Here is a 19,920-nt window from a genome sequence, read left to right as displayed (position 1 = left end):
TCAGACCTATACAATAGCAAACTCACCATCAATTGTGATCATTTTGTTAAAAGCAACAATCTAAAACCGGATAGATAGCTCGTATCAAGATTTCCATTGGTATCCACTAAATTACTCAAACCCAATGTTACTCAAATCCAATTTAACTCTGAATAATGAAGACACATTCCGAAGATACTCATCAATTTAATCCGATATTTTTCATCATTATTGAATGCTCACATTATCGAAAACCTTGCTCAACAAGCCTTACGCTTTAAGCGCTCAGCATCATTTATCGTGACGACAAAACATGTGATTTGGTGACTTGAGTTATTCGGACTATATATGCGCCTCTATTTTATTGTCTGAGTGCTATACATGAACCAATTAATCGATGCTCTTTCTACCCAAGGTTATTTCGTTTGGGATGACTTCTTAACTCAAGAAGAAGTGGTGGCATTGAGGGATTGCATTCCAGAGAACTGGAAAAAGGCTAGGATCGGCCGTAATGATGACGTAGCACGAGAAGCAACGATTCGTAGTGACAAAATTCAGTGGGTACGCCGTGATATGGGCGAACCAGCATCTCTGTTCCTAGACAAAATGGAACAAATTCGTTTAGAGGCAAACCAAGCGTTCTTTTTAGGTCTGTTCGAGTACGAAGCGCACTTTGCTAAATACGAAAAAGGTGACTTTTATCAGAAGCACTTAGACTGCTTTAAAGGCAATGAAAACCGCCGCCTAACCACCGTGTTCTATATGAATGACGAATGGTCTGAGGAAGACGCAGGGGAGCTCGTGGTTTACGATCTGAAAGACAACCACATCGCGACCATTCCACCAAAGGGTGGTCGACTGTTGGTATTCTTGTCTGAACAGTTCCCACACGAGGTACTGCCAACCAACACAGAGCGATTCAGTATCGCTGGTTGGTTCCGAATTAACGGCGTGAAAGACAACCAATTGGATATCGCGCACTAAAACTGTATCCACATCGAACCTTCTTCTAAGCCTCTCCATCGAGAGGCTTTTTTATTGAACAACAGTTGTCCAATAAAACGTCTTAAAAACCGAACATGTTCAACATCAAAACCATCAATAACTTTTCTCTTAAATAAAATCGAAACGAATCTTTCATATCACTGAAACAGTTTAGCCACGTAAGTGAAATATGGCCTGTTCAAGATAGCTTCAAACGACACCCCTACCGTCTCGTTAATACTCTAATTCAATACCTCTACATCGATTTCATCCAAAAGGAAAAGAAGATGAATAAGCTAATTTTGGCAGGCGTTCTTTCGGCAACAGCAGCAATGCCCGCGCTCGCAACGACTCAAGTCACTTGGTGGCACGCAATGGGCGGCCAGCTTGGAGAAACAGTCAATAAGATTGCGACTGACTTTAATGCGTCACAAGATGATTACAAGATCACGCCAATCTATAAAGGCTCATACACAGAGACCTTAACAGCGGGTATCGCAGCATATCGAGCAGGCGAAGCACCCAATATTCTGCAAGTATTCGATGCCGGTGCTGCAACCATCATGAACGCTAAAGGTGTCGCGAAACCGGTACAAGATATCCTGGTTGAGTCGGGCTACAACTTTAATTCGAACGACTACCTGGCGGGCGTTCGTAACTTCTATGCCGACAGCCAAGGCAAGATGGTTGGTATGCCTTTCAACAGTTCGACACCGGTTCTTTACTACAACAAAGATCTTCTTGCTGAAGTGGGAGCCGAAGCACCTAAAACTTATGAAGAACTCGAAGTGGTTGCTAAGAAACTGAAGGCCGAAGGACACATCGCGTTTTCTCAATCTTTAACGCCATGGATCATGTTCGAGAACTTCAAGTCTCGCCATAACCTACCAGTCTCTGACCAGAACAACGGCTACGACGGCCTGTCCACTAAAATCATGTTCAACACCAAAGATATGATGATGCACGTCAGCAAGATGAAAGAGTGGTCAGATCTAGGTTACTACAAGTATTACGGCAGCGACTGGGATGCAAACCAAACGCCTTTCGAGCGTCAAGAAGTGGCAATGTGGATGGGTTCTTCAGGTTCATTCGGTGGCTTACGTAACCGCGTACCTTTCGAGCTAGGCACAACTTACCTTCCTTACTGGAAATCGGTTAACCCTGATGCTGGCTTAACCTTCATTGGTGGTGCCGCTCTGTTTGCATTAAATGGCCATGACCAACAACAAGACAAAGGTGTGGCCGCGTTCTTTGATTACCTGACTAAGCCTGAAACTCAGGTTTACTGGCACAAAACCACTGGCTATGTGCCTGTAACGACTGCTGCATATGAACTAGCGAAAGAGTCTGGTTACTACAAAGAACAGCCAGACGCAGAAGTGGGCGTAAAGCAGCTAAGCCTGAAATCGGGCGATTGGACTAAGGGCTACCGCTTAGGTTATTACCCGCAGATCCGTGAAGTGATGCACCGTGAGTTCGATAACATCTTCGCAGGCCGATCTAGTGTCGAGAACAGCCTAAACAAGGTCGAAGATGAGAGCAGCAAACTACTGAAACGCTTCGCTCGAACGATGAACTAATTCTGCTTTTTATCTAGAGCAGATAACTGAACCGAAGGCTTAACACACCAAAAGCCGTTCATTGCTCCTCACTACTTGTCACTGCGTCGTTAAAAAACGTAATGGCAAGGCGTGAGGAGACTCTTCCCTAGCGCCATTTATTGCTCCAACAACGATAACTCAACGGGATGCATGCCTTGATATCGCGCTAGTGGTAACGGTCGCAAATAGTGGCCACTGTAACTATTTTTAGGGATTACCCTGTGGAACGACGTCAGCAATTCTTTCACTCTCCGCTGCCTTACCTATTTTTGGCGCCTCAGATCCTCATCATTGCCGTTTTCTTTATCTACCCAGCAGCAAAGGCGGTTTACCTTTCATTTATGCTGGAAGACCCTTGGGGCACCTCATCTATATTCGTCTGGTTTGAGAATTACCAAATGCTATTCGAATCGAGCGAGTACCTGAACTCGATTGGATTTACTTTGATGTTCGCGATTGTGGTCTCTTTCTTATCACTTGCCTTGGCTCTGCTGCTTGCCGTGAAAGCCGACAACATCATTCACGGACAAGGTGTATACAAAGTCACCCTCACTTGGGTTTATGCGGTTGCGCCCGCGATAGCAGGCGTTATCGGTGCTTTCTTGTTTAACCCACACATTGGCGTGTTTACCGAAATATTTGCGGTTATAGGTTGGGACTTTAGCTTTCAGACCGATCCTGTTGATGCCACGTTTGCTCTGATTTTGGTGTCCGTGTGGAAACAAGTTTCGGTGAATTTCATCTACTTTCTGGCTGGGCTTCAATCGATCTCTTACGCCGTAAAAGAAGCAGCGATGTTGGATTGTATCAGTGACTCGAAACGTTTCTGGACCATCACTTTCCCACTACTGGCCCCTACTGGCTTCTTTCTGTTGGTCATCAACCTCACCTACTCCTTCTTTGAAACCTTTGGCGTGATAGACACCATGACCAATGGCGGTCCGGGCGGAGGCACAACGTCGTTAGTCTACAAGGTGTATCGAGATGGCTTTGTTGGCGCAGATTTAGGCGGCAGCTCTGCACAGTCTGTTGTGTTGTTACTACTGGTCCTCACTCTTACATTTATCCAGTTTCGCGTTGTAGAAAAGCGTGTTCATTACTAGCCCACGACAGCTAGGTTTTAACGCGACAGGAGTTATTTATGAAAAGTAATAAGGTCTCTGACCACCTAATTTTAATTGCTGGGATGCTGTTTATGTTAGTCCCTATCTGGCTAATCTTTGCCAGTTCAACCCACAATCCAAACACCATTGTCAGCGAAGGTCTGCAATGGCTACCGGGCGATAACTTTACGGCTATTTATAGCGAAGCTTGGAACAAAAGTATGGGCTTCAGTGGCGAAGTCACCGCCAGTAAAATGATCGCCAACTCAATGATCATGGGGCTAGGTTTTGCGATCGGTAAGATCATCATTTCGATGATGGCGGCGTATGCTTTGGTCTACTTTCGACTGCCTTACGCCACGGCGTGGTTTTGGTTGATCTTCGTAACGCTGCTACTGCCATTAGAAGTTCGTATTATCCCTTCCTATGAAGTTGTCGCAGGGCTTGGGCTTCTTAATAGCTACACAGGGTTGATTCTACCTTTGATCGCATCAGCCACCGCGACCTTCTTTTTTAGACAGTTCTTCAAAACCATCCCCGATGAATTGTTAGAAGCCGCCCAGTTAGATAACGCAGGTCCATTTCGATTCTTTGTCGATATCTTGCTGCCTCTATCTAAAACCATGATCGCCGCGATCTTCATCATCATGTTTGTTGTGGGTTGGAACCAATACTTATGGCCGATCATGATGACTACCGATGAAGGCTACAACACCATCGTGATGGGCATAAAACAAGTACTCAACAACATCAATGAAACCAGTTTACCGCGCTATGACTATGCTTTCGCCATGGTGATTTTAGCCATGTTGCCACCCGTTTTAGTGGTAGTTGTATTTCAGCGTTGGTTTGTAAAAGGGCTAGTAGAAAGTGAAAAATAATAACGACACAACTCAAATGAACAATAACCGCATTCAATCTCTCAATGAGTACAAGACATCTCACCCAGCTTCTCCGCAAAAAACAGAGGACACCCCGATGCCAAACCTAAAGCAGACGCTAGCGCACAACCAAGCCACTCACAATCGTACGCGTAAAGCTCCCACCATGTTGGGTATCAAAAACCTGGTCAAGACGTATGAAAACGGCCATCAAGCCGTCAAAGGAGTCTCTCTTGATATCGATGAGGGGGAGTTCCTTGTTTTGGTGGGGCCTTCTGGTTGTGGCAAGTCTTCTATTTTGCGTTCAATTGCGGGTTTAGAAAGCATCTCTAGCGGTGAGATACACTTAGGTGGTCGTCGGGTTGATACAGAAAAACCAGCCCTGCGTGATATCGCGATGGTCTTCCAGAATTACGCGCTCTACCCTCACATGACGGTGTACAAGAACCTAGCTTATGGCTTAAAGAACCGAGGTGTCAGTCAGCACCTTATTGAAGATAAAATTGAGAAAGTCGCCAAAACACTGAAGATCGAAGAATATCTAGACCGCAAGCCAGCCAAACTTTCTGGTGGTCAACGTCAACGTGTTGCTATGGGGCGAGCAATCGTTCGCGATCCGCAACTGTTCCTGTTTGACGAACCTTTGTCTAACCTAGATGCCTCACTGCGTGCTCACATGAGATTAGAAATCAAAAAGCTGCAACGCGAGCTTGGCGTGACCAGTGTTTACGTCACTCATGATCAAGTTGAAGCCATGACACTGGCTGACAGAATCGTGGTACTCAACAACGGTCAAATAGAGCAAGTAGGAACACCAAGAGAGGTCTACCACCAGCCAGCCAGTACCTTTGTGGCAAGCTTCATTGGCAGCCCAGCAATGAATTTCTTACCAGCAACACTCGACGACGGCTACCTTGAGATTGGCGACCAGCAAATGTACTTGCCCGAATACGCCCACGTAAAAAATACAGCCATCACACTTGGTATTCGCCCAGAACACTCTGAGGTTTGTGCCGATTTAGTCATGAACACGTTGCCGCTTGAATTACGCATCAGCGTGGTTGAGCCTTTAGGGCCAAATCAATTGGTTCATGGCCTTGTGAACGAACAACCCTTTATTGCAGTGACACCCGAAACGACGCTGTGCCAAGCTGTCCCTCTCGGGCTAAGCATCGATAAATCCAACCTGCATATTTTTGACAATCTTGGCAAACGCATTCACCCAAATAACTTCACATCACAGGAGTCACACGAAGATGCGACAAGCTTAACGACGGCTCTAGCTTAATCGAGTACACTGATATTTAATGCGTTTTTACGGTGCGTCTTTAAGAAGGATTAATTATGTCGTCTATCATCGTAGGTCATCGGGGTGTCGCAGGTACTCACCCAGAAAATACCAAAGCAAGCATTGAACAAGCGGCTAAACTCGGCTTGAAATGGATTGAAGTTGATATTCAGCCCACTCAGGATGACCAACTGGTCGTTTGTCACGATCACACGCTTGAGCGCTGCAGCGATGGCAAGGGTCGAGTTGATGAACACACCCTTGCTGAACTGCGTCAGCTCGATTTTGGCCGTTGGAAGTCTGAGCAGTTCGCTGGAGAAAAAATACTGACGTTGGAAGAGTTACTTGCACTTGTTGAGCAGCATGATCTTAGCGTCAACCTCGAAATTAAAGTCGACAGCCGACATCAAGCCCCTTATGTGGTTGATTTGCTGCACGACGAGTTGATTCGCTCAAATCTAGACACCGATAAGGTCTTACTTTCGAGCTTCAGCCATAAGGTGGTTGCTGAAATGGCTCGTCATTTACCGAGATATCGAGTGGGAGTAATCACAGAGCAACTGACTCAAGATGATCTTATGCTTATCGATAAGGTCAAAGCGTTCAGCTGCCACATGAACTATGAACATGTAAACCAGAGCGATCTCGATACGCTCAACCAAGCAAACATTCAAGCATGGTGCTACACCGTCAATGATCCGTCTCACTTCGGACTTTTATCAAAAGTAGACGCTGTATTTACTGATTTTCCGAATCAATTCAACTTTATAAATTGACCTCGTAAATACCGCAAAAGCACGCCTCAAGAGACATTAAAATTAACCCCAATAAACCTAAAAATTAGGTAGCAAACACAAGTGAGTAGGAGTACATTCCGCTACTCACTTGGTTTCATTAGCTCGCTCTATACAGACAGCTTCATTGGTTACTTAATTTATGGATCTCATTTTTAGTCCAACCTTCCCAATTTTGGGTGCAATCTTCATTTTCGCCGCTATTGTTCGTGGCTTTTCAGGTTTCGGTTTCACCTTAGTGGCATTGCCATTAAGCGCGTTGTTCGTGCCTGTTATCGAACTGGTCCCTGTTTTCATGTTGATCGACCTTCTCGGTAATATTCAATTGCTGCCAAAGGTTCGAAAGCAGGTTAACTGGCGCTGGGTTTCAAAGGTGTTTATCCCTTGTTTAGCCTTCACTCCGGTCGGCTTACTCTTGCTCAAATCGGTTAGCCAAGACACGATCATCTTGATCATCAGCGCTTTTATCTTTGCGTCTGCACTTATGATCTACAAAGGCTTTCAGTATCAAAGCGAACCTAGGTTTGCGCCCTATATTCTCGGCAGCCTTGCTGGAGTAATGAACGGCGCGGCTTCAATGTCTGGGCCTCCGGTTGGAACGCATGCACTTGCAAGCCCAGTCGAGCCTCACATTGCCAGAGCTGGCCTTATCGCGTTCTTTGTACTAGCTGATTCTAGCGCCTTTGTTACGGCCTCTATCGCAGGGTTAGTCGATCGTGATGTGGTCTGGCTTACTCTAGCACTCTTACCAAGCAGCATGTTTGGCGGCTATGTCGGTTCAAAATTGTTTGAGAGGTTTGGTGGGGCGAAGTTCAAGCCAGTCACGATTGCACTGCTCATTGTGATTGCTATCTTCAGTGCAGGTCGAGTCATACTGTAACTGGCTCTAGCGCTGATTTCGGCAATTGTTTTCGAGAGTTTTTTTTCGAGAATTGTTCAGGAAAATTGGGTACCGATAACTACCATTCAATATGGATAGGGGTACCCATTTTTACGAGTTGGATGAACTCATCCATATCTTGATTGGTTAATGCAATACAACCATCCGTCCAATCGAAGCTTTGTATAAAACTAGGTGAACGACGCTCACCATTCTTGATTCCGTGGATCTTGATATTGCCCCCAGGATCAACATCATTTTGTTGTGCCCACTGCACATCTGATGATCGCGGGTAGTTGATATGCACCGAGCGGTAGAAGTCTGATTCTTCCATAACATAGTCGAGCTGGTATTGCCCTTCTGGCGTTCGGTTGTCCCCTTCAAAGCGCTTATGCCCTTTCGGTTGTTTACCTAGCGCAATACGAAATTCCAGAACCACTTCCTCCCCTTTGAGCAGATACATTCTACGTTTAGATTTGTCGACTTTAACTAAGGTGACCACTTGCAATAACGGGTCTATGCCAGAAGACGCGTCAGGTAGAGTGTAAAACTCTTGAGAGGAACTTTGAGGTTGACCTAATGAAGAGCTTTGAGATGGATATAGTGAAGAGCGTTGAGAAAGCTGGGCGACCTTTTGTTGAGAGTCCCCTTCAAGAGCATCGTCCATAACAATGACATGCTTTGCATTCGCGGTGACCGATGATGTAGGTGTGCGATTAGAATGGGAAGGTGCTGACTCAAATACAATGGTTTCGATAGCGGTCGCATCAGACACAATTTTTTCAACGACGAGCTTCTCCGCATAAACGAGCGAAGTAAAAAAGAGTAAGCACAACGATAAAGGCCAAATCAAACGCACCCTTAAATCTCCTCAAAACGCATGGACATGGTTCGAGATTGAGTTTCCATCCCTAACGACTCATAAAAACCCTGAGCTTGCTGGTTGAACTCCATCACTTCTAACCTAAGCTCGATAGCACCGCTCGCTTGAGCCCACTGATTGAATGACTTCATTAAAGCTCGACCGACACCTTGGCTTTGAACTTGATCGTTAACCACAATCGTATTCACTCTTGCCACCTTATGCGGCTGAATAAAGCTCACCCCTTTGTTTTGTGTCACCTTCCCGGCTAAGAAGCCAACCACTTGTTGCTCATCAACGGCAACGAAGAAAGCCCCTGCAGGATCGATCATCAACCCTAACCAGTACTCTTCACTGTCAGTAAAACCCAATGAAGGTGGCGCAAATACCATCGGAGCACCAAGATGATGTTGACGATTTATCTGCTCTGAAAGCTCTAAGATCGAGCTTATATCAGTGACCTTGGCAATCCGAATTTGCATATCATTACCTTATTTGAATTCACTAATACCTTAGCAAAAATGACTTCGTTGTGCACCGTTGTACTGGTCAACCCAGACGTTCTGTGAAGGCTGTTTATTAATATTAGGCACTATGTTTAGGGAAATTGTTCCGTAAATCTCAGGCACATTGTCAGCCGTTGAGTGCTACTATCTCTGCAGAATCAATACACTAACTATTGGACACCTATATGATTAAGTTTGCTGTAATTGGAACCAATTGGATTACACAAAAGTTTGTTCAAGCTGCTCACGAATCTCAATCAATGCAACTTGCTGCGGTTTACTCTCGAAATCTAGACAGCGCGGCACAGTTCGCCCAAGAGTTTGACGTTGAAACGACGTATGACTCACTCGACGCATTGGCCAATGACAAAACAGTTGAAGCCGTGTACATCGCTTCACCGAACTCACTCCATTGCGAACAGTCCATCTTGATGATGGAGCACGGCAAACATGTCATCTGTGAAAAGCCTGTCGCATCGAATATTAATGAAGCAACCCGAATGTTCGAGGTTGCTCAGAAGAACGGTGTGGTGATGTTTGAGGCGTACAAATCTCAGTTTCTACCGAACTTTAAGCAAGTTCAACTAGGGTTAGAGAAGATTGGCAAGGTACATAAGGCACACATCAACTACTGCCAGTATTCATCGCGCTACCAAAAATACCTAAACGGCGAGAACCCAAACACCTTCAACCCAGCTTTTTCTAACGGCTCATTGGTCGATATTGGCTTCTACTGTGTTGCCGCGACAGTCGCGTTATTTGGCAAACCTGAAAATGCACAGGCTTCTGCAAAGCTACTGGATTCAGGTGTCGATGCTCATGGCTGTGCGATCTTCCAGTATCCTGAGTTTGACGTAACGCTCGCTCACTCCAAAGTCAGCGACTCTTATGCGCCAAGCGAGATCCAAGGTGAACTAGGAGCGATCATCATCGATCACATCGCTGAATGTACTGACGTTAAGATCCGCTACCGTGATGGTAGTATTGAGAACCTCACTCAAGCGCAAAGCGAAAATTCAATGTGTTACGAGGCGCAAGCCTTTGCAGACTGCATTGGTGGCGATCAAGCAACTCAAACGCAAGCCCAACAGCGCGCTTTAACTGTTGCTAAGTTAATTACAGAGATGCGCCAGCAAGTTGGTGTCGTTTATCCGGCAGACAAATAACATCGCAGAATGAGTTAACAAACTGATTTTTAAGAAATACTGGTTTATGCATAACTAAATTTAATCTTTACGACAAATAACCGGATTAGTTGATTGGGGTGTCATCTGTTTAAATCCGCGTTCGATATCTATCGTATTTATTTAATTTATTGAAGGTGTGTAAAGTGTTTTCAGTTGACGATCGCGTTGTAGCAACAAAAGGTGTTGAGCTTGGTGAAATGGTAGTGACTGGCCTAAGTGCTGGTGGTGGCTACGTTCACGTTACAACGGTAGAAGGCGCAATGACGCTTACTTACCCAGCACAAGACCTTAAAAAAGCATAGTTTAACCACTCTGCTCTTTTAGTAGTCACTCTGCTAAAGGTAACAACATTGAGGCTTTGGCTGACTTCACTCTTCTGCATTAGAGTGAGCCGCCAGAGCCTTTTTTGTGCCCGTTATTTCTCACTAGCCTTCCCATTAGTCTACTCATTACAGTAAAGCCGAATCCAACAGACAATAGAATTAATGAAAGAGCATTTATGCCAAGCACTTATTGTGTATTGTTGATGCTTGCTGTTTATCAGTACTTAGCGTTTATTGACGCTTAATGTTCGTAATACTTTCTGATACATTAGCATTAACTTATATTTATTCTATCCTGAACTAAGGGAAGCTATGAAGCTTTACATTTACGACCACTGCCCTTTCTGTGCAAGAGTTGCCTACATCGCTCAATCTTTAGGCTTGAACATCGAACTTGTTTCTGTGGATTATGATGATGCCCAAACCCTTATCGATCTGATCGGTAAGAAGATGGTGCCAGTCCTACAGAAAAACGACGGTTCTATTATGGCTGAAAGCCTAGACATCATTGTTTACTTCATGGATTTGAAATCAAGTGACGAGCAACGTGAACCATCTGAACAGGCTGCGCTTTTTCAAAGCCGCGCTTTCCCTCTTACTCAACAGATCGGACGCCCACGTTGGTGGAACCTCGACTTGGCTGAATATCGCTCTGCTGGAGCCAAAGAAGCTTGGCGTGCAAGTAAAGAGACCGAAGGTTTTAACTTTAAAGAGCTCTTAGAAAAGACCCCACAATACGTTCAACTGATTAACCCATTACTGAAAGATGCCGAGCTTCTATTGGATCTAGAGAATGGTGAATCATCGCTACCTTTAGTTGATCAAGCACTCTATTTCTCAATGCTTCGTGGCTTCTGTGTCGAACCAAGTATCACATGGCCACCAACACTTGAGCGTTGGTTAGAAAAACAGAGTCAAACGTTAGGCATTAAGCTTCTTCGCTAATTTTCTACTTTGCTACTTTGCTACTTTGCTACTTTGCTAAAACATTAGTCGTTAGTCGTTAGTCGTTAGCAACTAGCCTAAACGAAAAATAGAAGCTCCCCGAACCATTGTTCGTACGAGCTTCGATTTTTATGACTCAATTGTCTTTTTCTACAACAAGCGCCTTCTCAACCCTGTTCGCTCCAAGATTCGTGTTGAAATTTCTTCAACCGATAACGAAGACGTGTTGATGTAAGGTATCGCTTCTCGGCGAAACATCGACTCTACCGTTTGCAACTCATACAAGCATTGCGAATCACTCGCGTATTCACTTCCGGCTAAACGGTTCTCTCGAATTTCAGTCAACCTTTCCGCATCAATGGTTAAACCAAACAGCTTGTGTCGGTAGATCTCAAATTCGGGTAACAGCTTCAAGCGCGCCAAGTCATCATGAATAAACGGATAGTTCGCTACGCGCAAGCCAAACTGCATCGCCATATACAAGCTTGTCGGTGTCTTACCGCTTCGAGACACACCCAATAGGATGATATCCGCCTCTTCGAGCCCTTTCAGCGTAATGCCATCATCATGAGCCAACGTGTATTCAATCGCAGCAATACGGTCGAAGTACTTCACTGAATCTTTATTAACACTACGTGAGCGCTGCAGCTTAGGCACAGGGGCCATTTGGGTATCGTCTTGCACTTTCTGCACAATACTCTCTAGCACGTCATAACAATGCGCTGGTGCCTCCAAGAGCTTCTGCTTGATGTCTGGAATCACAATCGAAAAAAAGACCAACGGGTGGTTGCCCGTATCACGATACGAAATTTCGATCTCTTTTAATAAATCAGAAAGTTTGTCCTCACTTTCGACAAACGGGAAGGTTTTTTCATTGGCTTCGAATGGGAATTGACCTAGAACAACATGCCCTAAAGTCTCACATGTTATGGCCGTTCCATCAGAAACATAGAATACATCACGACTTTGGATATCAATTTGCATTTTTTATTTAATGTTTAAAATTATTTTGAGTAGGATGGGAACCATAATATATATAACGAAACCCTGCTGACTATTACGTCCCCCACAGCTTTAGAAAATAATTTACATTTTTTTAAACTGATACGTAATCGTTTGCCTTTAAATCCCTACAATGCTTGCTATGTTTCTGGAGAAATAAATGCAAAATAACACCCTATGGTTCAATGGCCTTTCCATGGAAGATGTCGACAAAGTCGGCGGTAAGAATGCTTCACTTGGCGAGATGGTTTCTAACCTAGCCAACGCTGGCGTATCAGTACCTAATGGTTTTGCTACCACATCTTATGCGTTTAATAACTTTCTTGACTACAAAGGTCTTGATGAGCGCATTCACCAACTCCTTGATGAACTTGATGTTGAAGACGTTGACGCACTGCGTAAGACAGGTGCAACGATTCGACAATGGGTTCTAGACGCACCCTTCCCAGAATCACTAGAGCAAGACATCCGTGATAACTACCGCGAACTGATTGAAGGCAACGAAGAATTGTCTGTAGCGGTTCGTTCATCGGCAACAGCTGAAGACCTTCCAGATGCTTCTTTTGCAGGCCAACAAGAAACCTTCCTTAACGTGAAAGGTATCGATGCGGTTATCGAAGCGACTAAACACGTGTTCGCTTCACTGTTTAACGACCGTGCTATCTCTTACCGAGTACACCAAGGCTTTGATCACCGTGGCATTTCATTGTCTGCGGGTATCCAGCGTATGGTTCGCTCAGACAAAGCCTCTTCAGGTGTGATGTTCACGCTTGATACTGAGTCAGGCTTCGACCAAGTGGTATTCATCACCTCTTCTTGGGGTCTAGGTGAAATGGTTGTACAAGGCGCTGTGAACCCAGACGAATTCTACGTTCACAAGCCAATGCTAGAAGCGGGTCACTACCCAGTTGTTAAAAAGACATTTGGTTCTAAGTTGATCAAGATGATCTACTCAACCAACCAAGAGATCGGCAAGCAAGTTGATATCATCGACACCGATACTCAAGAGCGTAACGAGTTTTCATTGAACGATGAAGAGATCAAAGAGCTAGCAAAACAAGCGATGATCATCGAGAAGCACTACCAACGTCCGATGGACATTGAGTGGGCAAAAGATGGCATCGACGGCAAGCTTTACATCGTTCAAGCTCGTCCTGAAACCGTATGTTCTCAAAGCGACCAAAACGTTATCGAGCGTTACGAACTAAACAACAAGGCAGATGTACTAGTTGAAGGCCGTGCTATCGGTCAACGCATCGGTTCAGGCCCTGTTCGCTTAGTTGATTCTCTAGACCAAATGTCACTGGTTCAAGAAGGCGACGTGCTGGTAACAGACATGACAGACCCAGACTGGGAACCTGTGATGAAGAAAGCCTCTGCGATTGTGACTAACCGTGGTGGCCGTACTTGTCACGCAGCGATCATTGCTCGTGAGCTCGGTATTCCTGCCATTGTTGGCTGTGGTACAGCGACAAGTAGCCTAAATGATGGCGACATCGTGACAGTGTCATGTTCAGAAGGTGAAACGGGCTACGTTTACAATGGCGAACTCGACTTTGAAATCAAACGTTCTGAGGTTGATGAGCTACCAATGCTGCCAACCAAAGTCATGATGAACGTAGGCAACCCAGATCGTGCCTTCGACTTCGCTCAGATCCCGAACGAAGGTGTTGGCCTTGCTCGTCTTGAATTCATCATCAACAAGATGATTGGTATTCACCCTAAAGCTCTGCTGAACTTCGATGAGCAAACGGATGAGATCAAAGCAGAAATCAACCAACGCATTCGTGGTTATAAAGATCCTATCGATTTCTACGTAAGCAAGCTAACGGAAGGCATCGCGACCATCGCTTCTGCGTTCTGGCCTAAGCGTGTAATCGTACGTATGTCTGACTTTAAGTCGAACGAGTACAGTAACCTTGTTGGCGGTAAAACGTTTGAACCACATGAAGAGAATCCAATGCTGGGCTTCCGTGGTGCATCTCGTTACATCTCTCCAGTCTTTGAAGACTGTTTCGAGCTTGAAACTCAAGCACTAAAACGTGTTCGTAACGAGATGGGACTAAAGAACGTTGAAATCATGATCCCATTCGTTCGTACTCCAAGCGAAGCGGCATCGGTTATCGACATTCTGGCGAAGTTTAACCTGCGTCGTGGCGACCAAGGTCTGAAAGTCATCATGATGTGTGAGCTACCATCGAATGCGATATTGGCTGATGAGTTCTTGAAGTACTTCGATGGTTTCTCTATCGGTTCAAACGACATGACACAGCTGACACTTGGCCTAGACCGAGATTCAGGCGATGTTGCGCACTTATTTGACGAGCGTAATCCTGCAGTTAAAGCGATGCTGAAAATGGCTATCGATGCAGCAGCGAAAGCGGGTAAGTACGTCGGTATTTGTGGCCAAGGCCCATCTGACCATGACGACCTAGCCGAGTGGTTAATGGAACAAGGCATCAGCTCAGTTTCACTAAACCCAGATACGGTTATCGACACGTGGTTGAAGCTTGGTAACGTAGCAAATAAATAACGCTTCGTGCGAGACCTAAACGACAAAAGCCAGTCACGATGACTGGCTTTTTTAGGTTCTTTGCTAATTAGCTGGCTAGATCGCTAGAAGTAGTATCTCACACCAATCCAAGCCTCGGTTTGCCAATCATTCGACATTGACACACCTTTCACATCAACATCTGCTTTGGTAATGTCATAACGCGTATTCAACCACCAAGTTCTTGCACTGTTCATCGGTACATTTAACGATGTTTTGAAAGAGAAGTTCTGCATATCGATGTCATCGCCAGAAAGATCCTGCCACTCTGGTACTAAAGACACATAGGCGCCAGAGTCACCGAGATGCTTCGCGGTAATCAAACCAAGCGAGTATCCCGTTAAATCATCTTTAGATGAAGTAACACCGGGGATCTCCATGCTACCTGTCATCAACCCTGCTCTTGGAAATACAAGAAATCCACCGGTATAAACTGGATTAATCGCAACAACACCGCCAACCGACAATAAGTCATTTTTAATGCTGTTGCGCGTATTAATATAATCTAATGAAAGACCCACTTTAGGCGTAGCTTTAGTCCCCGTTTCAAAGACGTGGAAGTACTGGATTCTAGAGTTGCTATACTCTGTACCGAATTTGTCTGGATCGCGAAGCGCTGTGTTGCTTTCATCGACAAACGTCCCTTCAGCCAGTAGGGCAAACTGTTGACCGTTTTCTAAACCGCCAGAAACTTGTCCCTGAAATTGGATATCTGAGCTACCGTTCAACATCAATGCAGCTTGAGTATAAACTTTGGTGACATCAGCAGGGTCGATAACACGTTCGGACTCTGAACCTGCATGTGCAGGCAGCGCTAAACCTAAACTCAAAGGGATCAATAGAGCAAACTTTTTCATTATATATCTCGAAAGTCGTTTGCTTCCTCCTTGAAGCATGGAACATCCTGTTGGGTTATAAGTAGATTACTTGTCGGCAAGTAGTTTCGCTGCAGAGCGCATCAGTGCTGGACCTTTATTCTCACCAAAACCTGAGTGGTATGGGTTGGTTGAAAACATCACGCCTACAAAATCACGCTCTGGATCGATATAGATAAACTGCCCAAGGTTGCCACTTTTCGACATCGCACCGTCATTGAAGATATAGTCGAATTGATAAGCGTTGTAGTCAGCCTTTTCGTTAAAAGCGTGCACTGAACTGCTCTCTTTACTAGTACCTACGAAGCCTTTCGAGTTGCCACCAGTATGAATGCGGTCAATCACTGCTTGTGAAATCACAGGCTCATCAGCAACGGCTTTCCAGCTCGGTGTAAATAACGTTCCCCAACGTGCCATATCTTCTAAGGTCGTCGAAACCAAACCTACCGCGATGCCCATTCCATCAGGTGTTAGGTTGATCTGCATAGGCTGACGAGCATGTACCTTAGACCAAACACGGTCTTCAAATACCTCAGTCCAAGTCTTGTTTTCAATGTTTTCGACTAGTTTGGTCAAAACCATGGTATTGATTGAGGCATAGCGGAAATGATCACCTGCTTTCTCGCCCTCTAGCTTTTGTGCGCCCTTAGCCACGTCCATCCATGTTTCCATCTCACCGGTTTTTGCTCTTGGTGAATTGAATGACGCAGCAAAGAAACGTACTACGTCAGAGTCCGGATTCAATATCGATTCAAGCGTTTCTTCGTTGTCTAAAGCAGTCGACATGTTGAGCACTTGATGGACAGTGATGCTCTCCCAGTTAGTCTCTTTGAGTTCAGGAACGTAGTGAGCAATGTCCTGTTCAGGATCGACTTTACCTTCTTCAACCAGCATAGCGACCACTGCGCCTACCGTCGTTTTCGCTGTTGAGGCCCAAACGTGGGTGTCTGTTGGGTTCATGCCTGGATAAGCCTGATAAACGATCTCACCCTTGTGAATTAACATGAAGCCTTGAGTTCTGAACTGCTCATCCGCTAGGTATTGCTCCATTGTCAGCTCACCTTTGGTTTCGGTGTTTACGGTTAATTTAGCAAGGCGTGAATCGATATTTTTAACCAGTGGCTTATATTCAGCATTAGGAGCGGCAAGAGCGGTCGGCATAAATTCACTCATGTGCATGTTGTAATAGACACTATGATCACCACCCATTTGCCAATGGAAATTATTGAAATTTTCACGAGCTGAATCAACGAAACCAGGAGTAAAAGATTGGTGAGCATCTTTTACAGGTAGAGTAACCTGCGCGCCTTCAATCTTAAGCGCGGCTTCTACTGGGTTTTCTGCAAATACAGTCGATGACACAGCAAGCGATGAAATCGTGAGTGATGAAATAAATAGGGCAATGGGTGTAAGTTTCATGTTCTTCTCCTCTTTGGGTTAGAAGAAGTATATGGAGTTACGCTACACTCAATTAGGTCATTTGGTGACATTTATAGGTAATACTAACAACAATGAAAGCATCATCGAACATAACTAACATACTATTGAGCTCTACCAGTAATATTGCCCCGTACATTGCGTATTGTGATAAGAGATCGCTTGACTGGCGCAGTGTCGCTATCGAGTGCGGTTTACCAATTGAGCTAACACAATCTAACCAATGGCTTCCTACCCAAGATTTAATTCTCTTTATTCATCGACTTGAGCGTAAGCTTGGTTATTCGATTGGTATTGAAGTTGGGCGAAAAACCTCTCTGGAACAACTTTCACCACAGCTACACCATGAGATAGAGAAATGCAGTTCGTTAGAGCAAGCCATTCGTTGTTTGATCGCTGAAATGCCTAGTTTGAACAACCACGTCACGATATGGACCGAGAAAAAAGATGGCTTGTGGTGGCTATGTCATCGCAGTTGCTATCATCCATCAACCTCTGGATTTGAACAATCCGAATGGTTTAGATCCCTTACAGTGATTACCCTATGCCGTAAGTTTATAGACGACCAGTGGCAACCATCACACGCTAAGCTTGTCTCTACCAACAACGGTGCGCGTCAGTTACCTAAACACTTTTTTAATTCTGATATTCAGTTTGAGCAACAATATGGGGCGATTGCGATCCCACTGCCCGACGACTATCGCGCTATCTCAGAACAAAATAGTACCCAAGATTGGGAGCAAGCCGTAAAGACACTGATAAACACTTATTCGACTTTACCTTGGTTCAATATTGAATGGTTTGCGACCATGCTCGGCATGACAAAACGAACGCTACAGAGAAACCTGAAGAGCAAAGGCATTCTTTTTAAAGAAGCCAAAGAACAGGTTCGTGAAACCAAAGCAAAACAGCTACTCGAAGAGACCGATCTTTCAGTGCAAGAGATCAGTTGGCAAGTTGGTTACAGTGATTTGAGCAACTTTAACCGTGCTTTCAAAGGTTGGGTTGGTATCACAGCACCAAATTATCGGCATAAAGCGAAACCTTAGAAATAATCGATTTGAAAACCTTTAGACCCATCCGCCAATATAAAACTCAGGAACAAGAGACGACACCTTAAATTTCAATAAGCGAACGCATAAAGTTACATCGCACAATGCTCACATACCGATGAAACTGTGCAAAGGTAATATCGATAGATCTAAGAACAATTATTGGTATCGAGCTGACCTTACGCTATCCTTTACGCAATTCTTCATTGAGAGGTTTGTCACCAACACAAGCCTAACTTCAAGACCGATAAGAGTGTTATGAATTCTACTACCGCAACTCCCTCGCCTTCTCTTGGCCGACAACTCTATACAATGACATGGCCAATGCTATTTGGGGTGCTTTCCCTAATGAGCTTCCAGCTTGTAGACAGTGCTTTTATTGGCCAACTGGGCGTGCTGCCGCTCGCTGTCCAAGGCTTCACGCTTCCAATACAGATGATCATCATCGGTATTCAGGTCGGGTTAGGTATCGCGACAACCGCGGTAATCGCTAGAGCCATTGGCGCGAATGAAACGCGCTACGCTAAGCAACTAGGTGGGTTAGTGATTGCGATGGGCAGCGTGAGTGTTGCGCTTTTCTCTGTCATCATCTATCTGCTTCGTGGGCCAATTTTACAGTTGTTGGATGCGCCACCGACGGTATTACCGATCATTGATTCTTATTGGATCTATTGGCTAATCAGCTCTTGGACAGGTGCACTGCTCTACTTTTTCTACAGTGTGTGTCGTGCCAATGGTAATACCATGCTGCCCGGTTCAATGATGATCGCGACCAGTATCATCAACTTAATATTGGACCCGATTTTCATCTTTACGCTCGACATGGGTATCAATGGAGCCGCCATTGCGACCATCTTGGCGTTCGGTGCGGGTATCTTTATCGTTGCTCCAAAAGTTACGAAAAAGCATTGGATGACATTCGACTGGCACGATCTCGATATCGGCAAAAGTGTTCGTTCAATCGGTAACATCATGGGACCTGCCATGATCAGTCAATTGCTACCACCCGTTTCATCAATGTTCGCAACCAAGCTACTTGCTGGCTATGGGACTGCAGCCGTTGCAGCTTGGGCTTTGGGTTCTCGTTTTGAATTCTTCTCGATTGTCGCCGTGTTAGCACTTACTATGTCGATGCCTCCAATGATTGGCCGCATGTTAGGAGAGAACAACCTCGAAAACATACGTAAGCTCGTTAAGATTGCAGTGATGTTCGTATTGGGTTTCCAGTTGGTGATAGCGTTAGTGACTTGGTTGTTCTCTGGTGGGCTAGCAAACCTTATGACTAGTGAAAGCGAAGTATCGACGATTTTGAACTATCACCTACTGATCGTGCCTATTAGCTTAGGGCCACTGGGAATCTGTATGCTGATGGTTTCTGTCTCGAACGCTCTGGGTAAGTCTTACACCGCCTTGACGATTTCAGCGCTGCGCCTGTTTGCTTTCTTCTTACCTTGCTTATGGGTTGGTTCGCAGCTTGCTGGTATTGAAGGTCTGTTCTGGGGCGCAATGGTCGGCAATGTGCTTGCCGGCACCTGTGCATGGTTTATGTACCAACGCGCACTTGGGCAAGTCGAAGATAAGCTTGCTAATTAACCAGTTAGCGAACTAAACGGCTTACCAGCTAAACCGCTGGAAAATTATTAAACGAAAAAGCAGCCACTTAAGCTGCT

18 protein-coding genes are annotated in these 19,920 nt (G+C 45.1%); 13 read left to right on the top strand and 5 right to left on the bottom strand.

The genetic code is table 11. From position 1 onward, the window contains the following. Positions 1-360: 360 nt before the first annotated feature. From L3V33_RS00155 to L3V33_RS00125, 7 genes are all read left to right on the top strand, one after another. Entirely contained in the window at positions 361-963 is a 603-nt protein-coding gene (locus tag L3V33_RS00155) for a 2OG-Fe(II) oxygenase (protein WP_017076560.1), read from the top strand. A 287-nt stretch (positions 964-1,250) separates the two neighbouring features. Further along, positions 1,251-2,543, top strand: coding sequence for an extracellular solute-binding protein (locus L3V33_RS00150; protein ID WP_237288676.1), 1,293 nt, complete (start codon positions 1,251-1,253; stop codon positions 2,541-2,543). Between the two features lie 242 nt (positions 2,544-2,785). Beyond that, positions 2,786-3,667: an ABC transporter permease subunit gene (locus L3V33_RS00145; protein WP_114635615.1), complete on the top strand. Its 882-nt coding sequence runs from the start codon at positions 2,786-2,788 to the stop codon at positions 3,665-3,667. A 38-nt stretch (positions 3,668-3,705) separates the two neighbouring features. Beyond that, a complete protein-coding gene (gene ugpE, locus L3V33_RS00140; protein WP_012601047.1) occupies positions 3,706-4,548 on the top strand; it encodes a sn-glycerol-3-phosphate ABC transporter permease UgpE in 843 nt (280 codons plus the stop codon). Beyond that, entirely contained in the window at positions 4,538-5,836 is a 1,299-nt protein-coding gene (locus L3V33_RS00135; protein ID WP_237288675.1) for a sn-glycerol-3-phosphate import ATP-binding protein UgpC, read from the top strand. The genes ugpE and L3V33_RS00135 overlap by 11 nt, the downstream gene beginning before the upstream one ends. A 56-nt stretch (positions 5,837-5,892) precedes the next feature. Continuing rightward, on the top strand, positions 5,893-6,612 hold the full coding sequence (locus L3V33_RS00130; RefSeq protein ID WP_237288674.1) for a glycerophosphodiester phosphodiesterase family protein: 720 nt from the start codon (positions 5,893-5,895) through the stop codon (positions 6,610-6,612). Positions 6,613-6,772: 160 nt separating this feature from the next. Next, a complete protein-coding gene (locus L3V33_RS00125; RefSeq protein WP_237288673.1) occupies positions 6,773-7,510 on the top strand; it encodes a sulfite exporter TauE/SafE family protein in 738 nt (245 codons plus the stop codon). Positions 7,511-7,589: 79 nt separating this feature from the next. Here L3V33_RS00125 and L3V33_RS00120 read toward each other — a convergent pair whose 3' ends face one another. Together L3V33_RS00120 and L3V33_RS00115 are read right to left on the bottom strand one after the other, a co-directional pair. Further along, a complete protein-coding gene (locus tag L3V33_RS00120) occupies positions 7,590-8,369 on the bottom strand; it encodes a L,D-transpeptidase family protein (RefSeq protein ID WP_146456528.1) in 780 nt (259 codons plus the stop codon). A 2-nt stretch (positions 8,370-8,371) separates the two neighbouring features. Continuing rightward, positions 8,372-8,854: a GNAT family N-acetyltransferase gene (locus L3V33_RS00115; RefSeq protein WP_237288672.1), complete on the bottom strand. Its 483-nt coding sequence runs from the start codon at positions 8,852-8,854 to the stop codon at positions 8,372-8,374. Between the two features lie 209 nt (positions 8,855-9,063). On the opposite strand from L3V33_RS00115, the gene L3V33_RS00110 reads away from it, so the two are divergent. The 3 genes from L3V33_RS00110 (at position 9,064) to grxB (ending at position 11,333) form a co-directional block, all read left to right on the top strand. Next, a complete protein-coding gene (locus L3V33_RS00110; protein ID WP_065205804.1) occupies positions 9,064-10,044 on the top strand; it encodes a Gfo/Idh/MocA family oxidoreductase in 981 nt (326 codons plus the stop codon). Positions 10,045-10,208: 164 nt separating this feature from the next. After that, positions 10,209-10,367: a hypothetical protein gene (locus L3V33_RS00105; protein ID WP_004733064.1), complete on the top strand. Its 159-nt coding sequence runs from the start codon at positions 10,209-10,211 to the stop codon at positions 10,365-10,367. 333 nt (positions 10,368-10,700) lie between these two features. Beyond that, positions 10,701-11,333: a glutaredoxin 2 gene (gene grxB / locus L3V33_RS00100; protein WP_237288671.1), complete on the top strand. Its 633-nt coding sequence runs from the start codon at positions 10,701-10,703 to the stop codon at positions 11,331-11,333. 150 nt (positions 11,334-11,483) lie between these two features. On the opposite strand, the gene L3V33_RS00095 is transcribed toward grxB, so the two are convergent. Continuing rightward, positions 11,484-12,317 (bottom strand): pyruvate, water dikinase regulatory protein, encoded by an 834-nt coding sequence (locus L3V33_RS00095; RefSeq protein ID WP_017069200.1) that lies wholly within the window; start codon positions 12,315-12,317, stop codon positions 11,484-11,486. 178 nt (positions 12,318-12,495) lie between these two features. Between L3V33_RS00095 and ppsA the strand changes: the two genes are divergently transcribed. Next, on the top strand, positions 12,496-14,868 hold the full coding sequence (gene ppsA / locus L3V33_RS00090; protein ID WP_017086817.1) for a phosphoenolpyruvate synthase: 2,373 nt from the start codon (positions 12,496-12,498) through the stop codon (positions 14,866-14,868). 83 nt (positions 14,869-14,951) lie between these two features. On the opposite strand, the gene L3V33_RS00085 is transcribed toward ppsA, so the two are convergent. Together L3V33_RS00085 and L3V33_RS00080 are read right to left on the bottom strand one after the other, a co-directional pair. After that, positions 14,952-15,743, bottom strand: coding sequence for a hypothetical protein (locus tag L3V33_RS00085; RefSeq protein ID WP_054548428.1), 792 nt, complete (start codon positions 15,741-15,743; stop codon positions 14,952-14,954). A gap of 66 nt (positions 15,744-15,809) precedes the next feature. Next, positions 15,810-17,180 (bottom strand): serine hydrolase domain-containing protein, encoded by a 1,371-nt coding sequence (locus L3V33_RS00080; RefSeq protein WP_237288670.1) that lies wholly within the window; start codon positions 17,178-17,180, stop codon positions 15,810-15,812. Positions 17,181-17,272: 92 nt separating this feature from the next. Between L3V33_RS00080 and L3V33_RS00075 the strand changes: the two genes are divergently transcribed. Beyond that, on the top strand, positions 17,273-18,247 hold the full coding sequence (locus L3V33_RS00075) for an AraC family transcriptional regulator (protein ID WP_237288669.1): 975 nt from the start codon (positions 17,273-17,275) through the stop codon (positions 18,245-18,247). A 261-nt stretch (positions 18,248-18,508) separates the two neighbouring features. After that, positions 18,509-19,843 carry an MATE family efflux transporter gene (locus L3V33_RS00070; protein ID WP_237288668.1) on the top strand — a complete coding sequence of 445 codons (1,335 nt, stop codon included), beginning with the start codon at positions 18,509-18,511 and terminating at the stop codon, positions 19,841-19,843. Positions 19,844-19,920 lie beyond the last annotated feature (77 nt).

It is taken from the genome of Vibrio sp. A2-1 (assembly GCF_021728355.1).
Lineage (GTDB): Bacteria > Pseudomonadota > Gammaproteobacteria > Enterobacterales > Vibrionaceae > Vibrio > Vibrio splendidus_K.
Note: the sequence above shows the minus strand (reverse complement) of the source record. Positions and strands in the feature narration are given on the sequence as shown.

What these genes read in the sequence shown, in the direction of transcription:
- L3V33_RS00155 (WP_017076560.1), top strand. Translation starts at nt 361, where the DNA reads ATGAACCAATTAATCGATGCTCTTTCTACCCAAGGTTATTTCGTTTGG.
- L3V33_RS00150 (WP_237288676.1), top strand. Translation starts at nt 1,251, where the DNA reads ATGAATAAGCTAATTTTGGCAGGCGTTCTTTCGGCAACAGCAGCAATG.
- ugpE (WP_012601047.1), top strand. Translation starts at nt 3,706, where the DNA reads ATGAAAAGTAATAAGGTCTCTGACCACCTAATTTTAATTGCTGGGATG.
- L3V33_RS00130 (WP_237288674.1), top strand. Translation starts at nt 5,893, where the DNA reads ATGTCGTCTATCATCGTAGGTCATCGGGGTGTCGCAGGTACTCACCCA.
- L3V33_RS00125 (WP_237288673.1), top strand. Translation starts at nt 6,773, where the DNA reads ATGGATCTCATTTTTAGTCCAACCTTCCCAATTTTGGGTGCAATCTTC.
- L3V33_RS00115 (WP_237288672.1), bottom strand. Translation starts at nt 8,854, where the DNA reads ATGCAAATTCGGATTGCCAAGGTCACTGATATAAGCTCGATCTTAGAG.
- L3V33_RS00110 (WP_065205804.1), top strand. Translation starts at nt 9,064, where the DNA reads ATGATTAAGTTTGCTGTAATTGGAACCAATTGGATTACACAAAAGTTT.
- grxB (WP_237288671.1), top strand. Translation starts at nt 10,701, where the DNA reads ATGAAGCTTTACATTTACGACCACTGCCCTTTCTGTGCAAGAGTTGCC.
- L3V33_RS00095 (WP_017069200.1), bottom strand. Translation starts at nt 12,317, where the DNA reads ATGCAAATTGATATCCAAAGTCGTGATGTATTCTATGTTTCTGATGGA.
- ppsA (WP_017086817.1), top strand. Translation starts at nt 12,496, where the DNA reads ATGCAAAATAACACCCTATGGTTCAATGGCCTTTCCATGGAAGATGTC.
- L3V33_RS00085 (WP_054548428.1), bottom strand. Translation starts at nt 15,743, where the DNA reads ATGAAAAAGTTTGCTCTATTGATCCCTTTGAGTTTAGGTTTAGCGCTG.
- L3V33_RS00080 (WP_237288670.1), bottom strand. Translation starts at nt 17,180, where the DNA reads ATGAAACTTACACCCATTGCCCTATTTATTTCATCACTCACGATTTCA.
- L3V33_RS00075 (WP_237288669.1), top strand. Translation starts at nt 17,273, where the DNA reads ATGAAAGCATCATCGAACATAACTAACATACTATTGAGCTCTACCAGT.
- L3V33_RS00070 (WP_237288668.1), top strand. Translation starts at nt 18,509, where the DNA reads ATGAATTCTACTACCGCAACTCCCTCGCCTTCTCTTGGCCGACAACTC.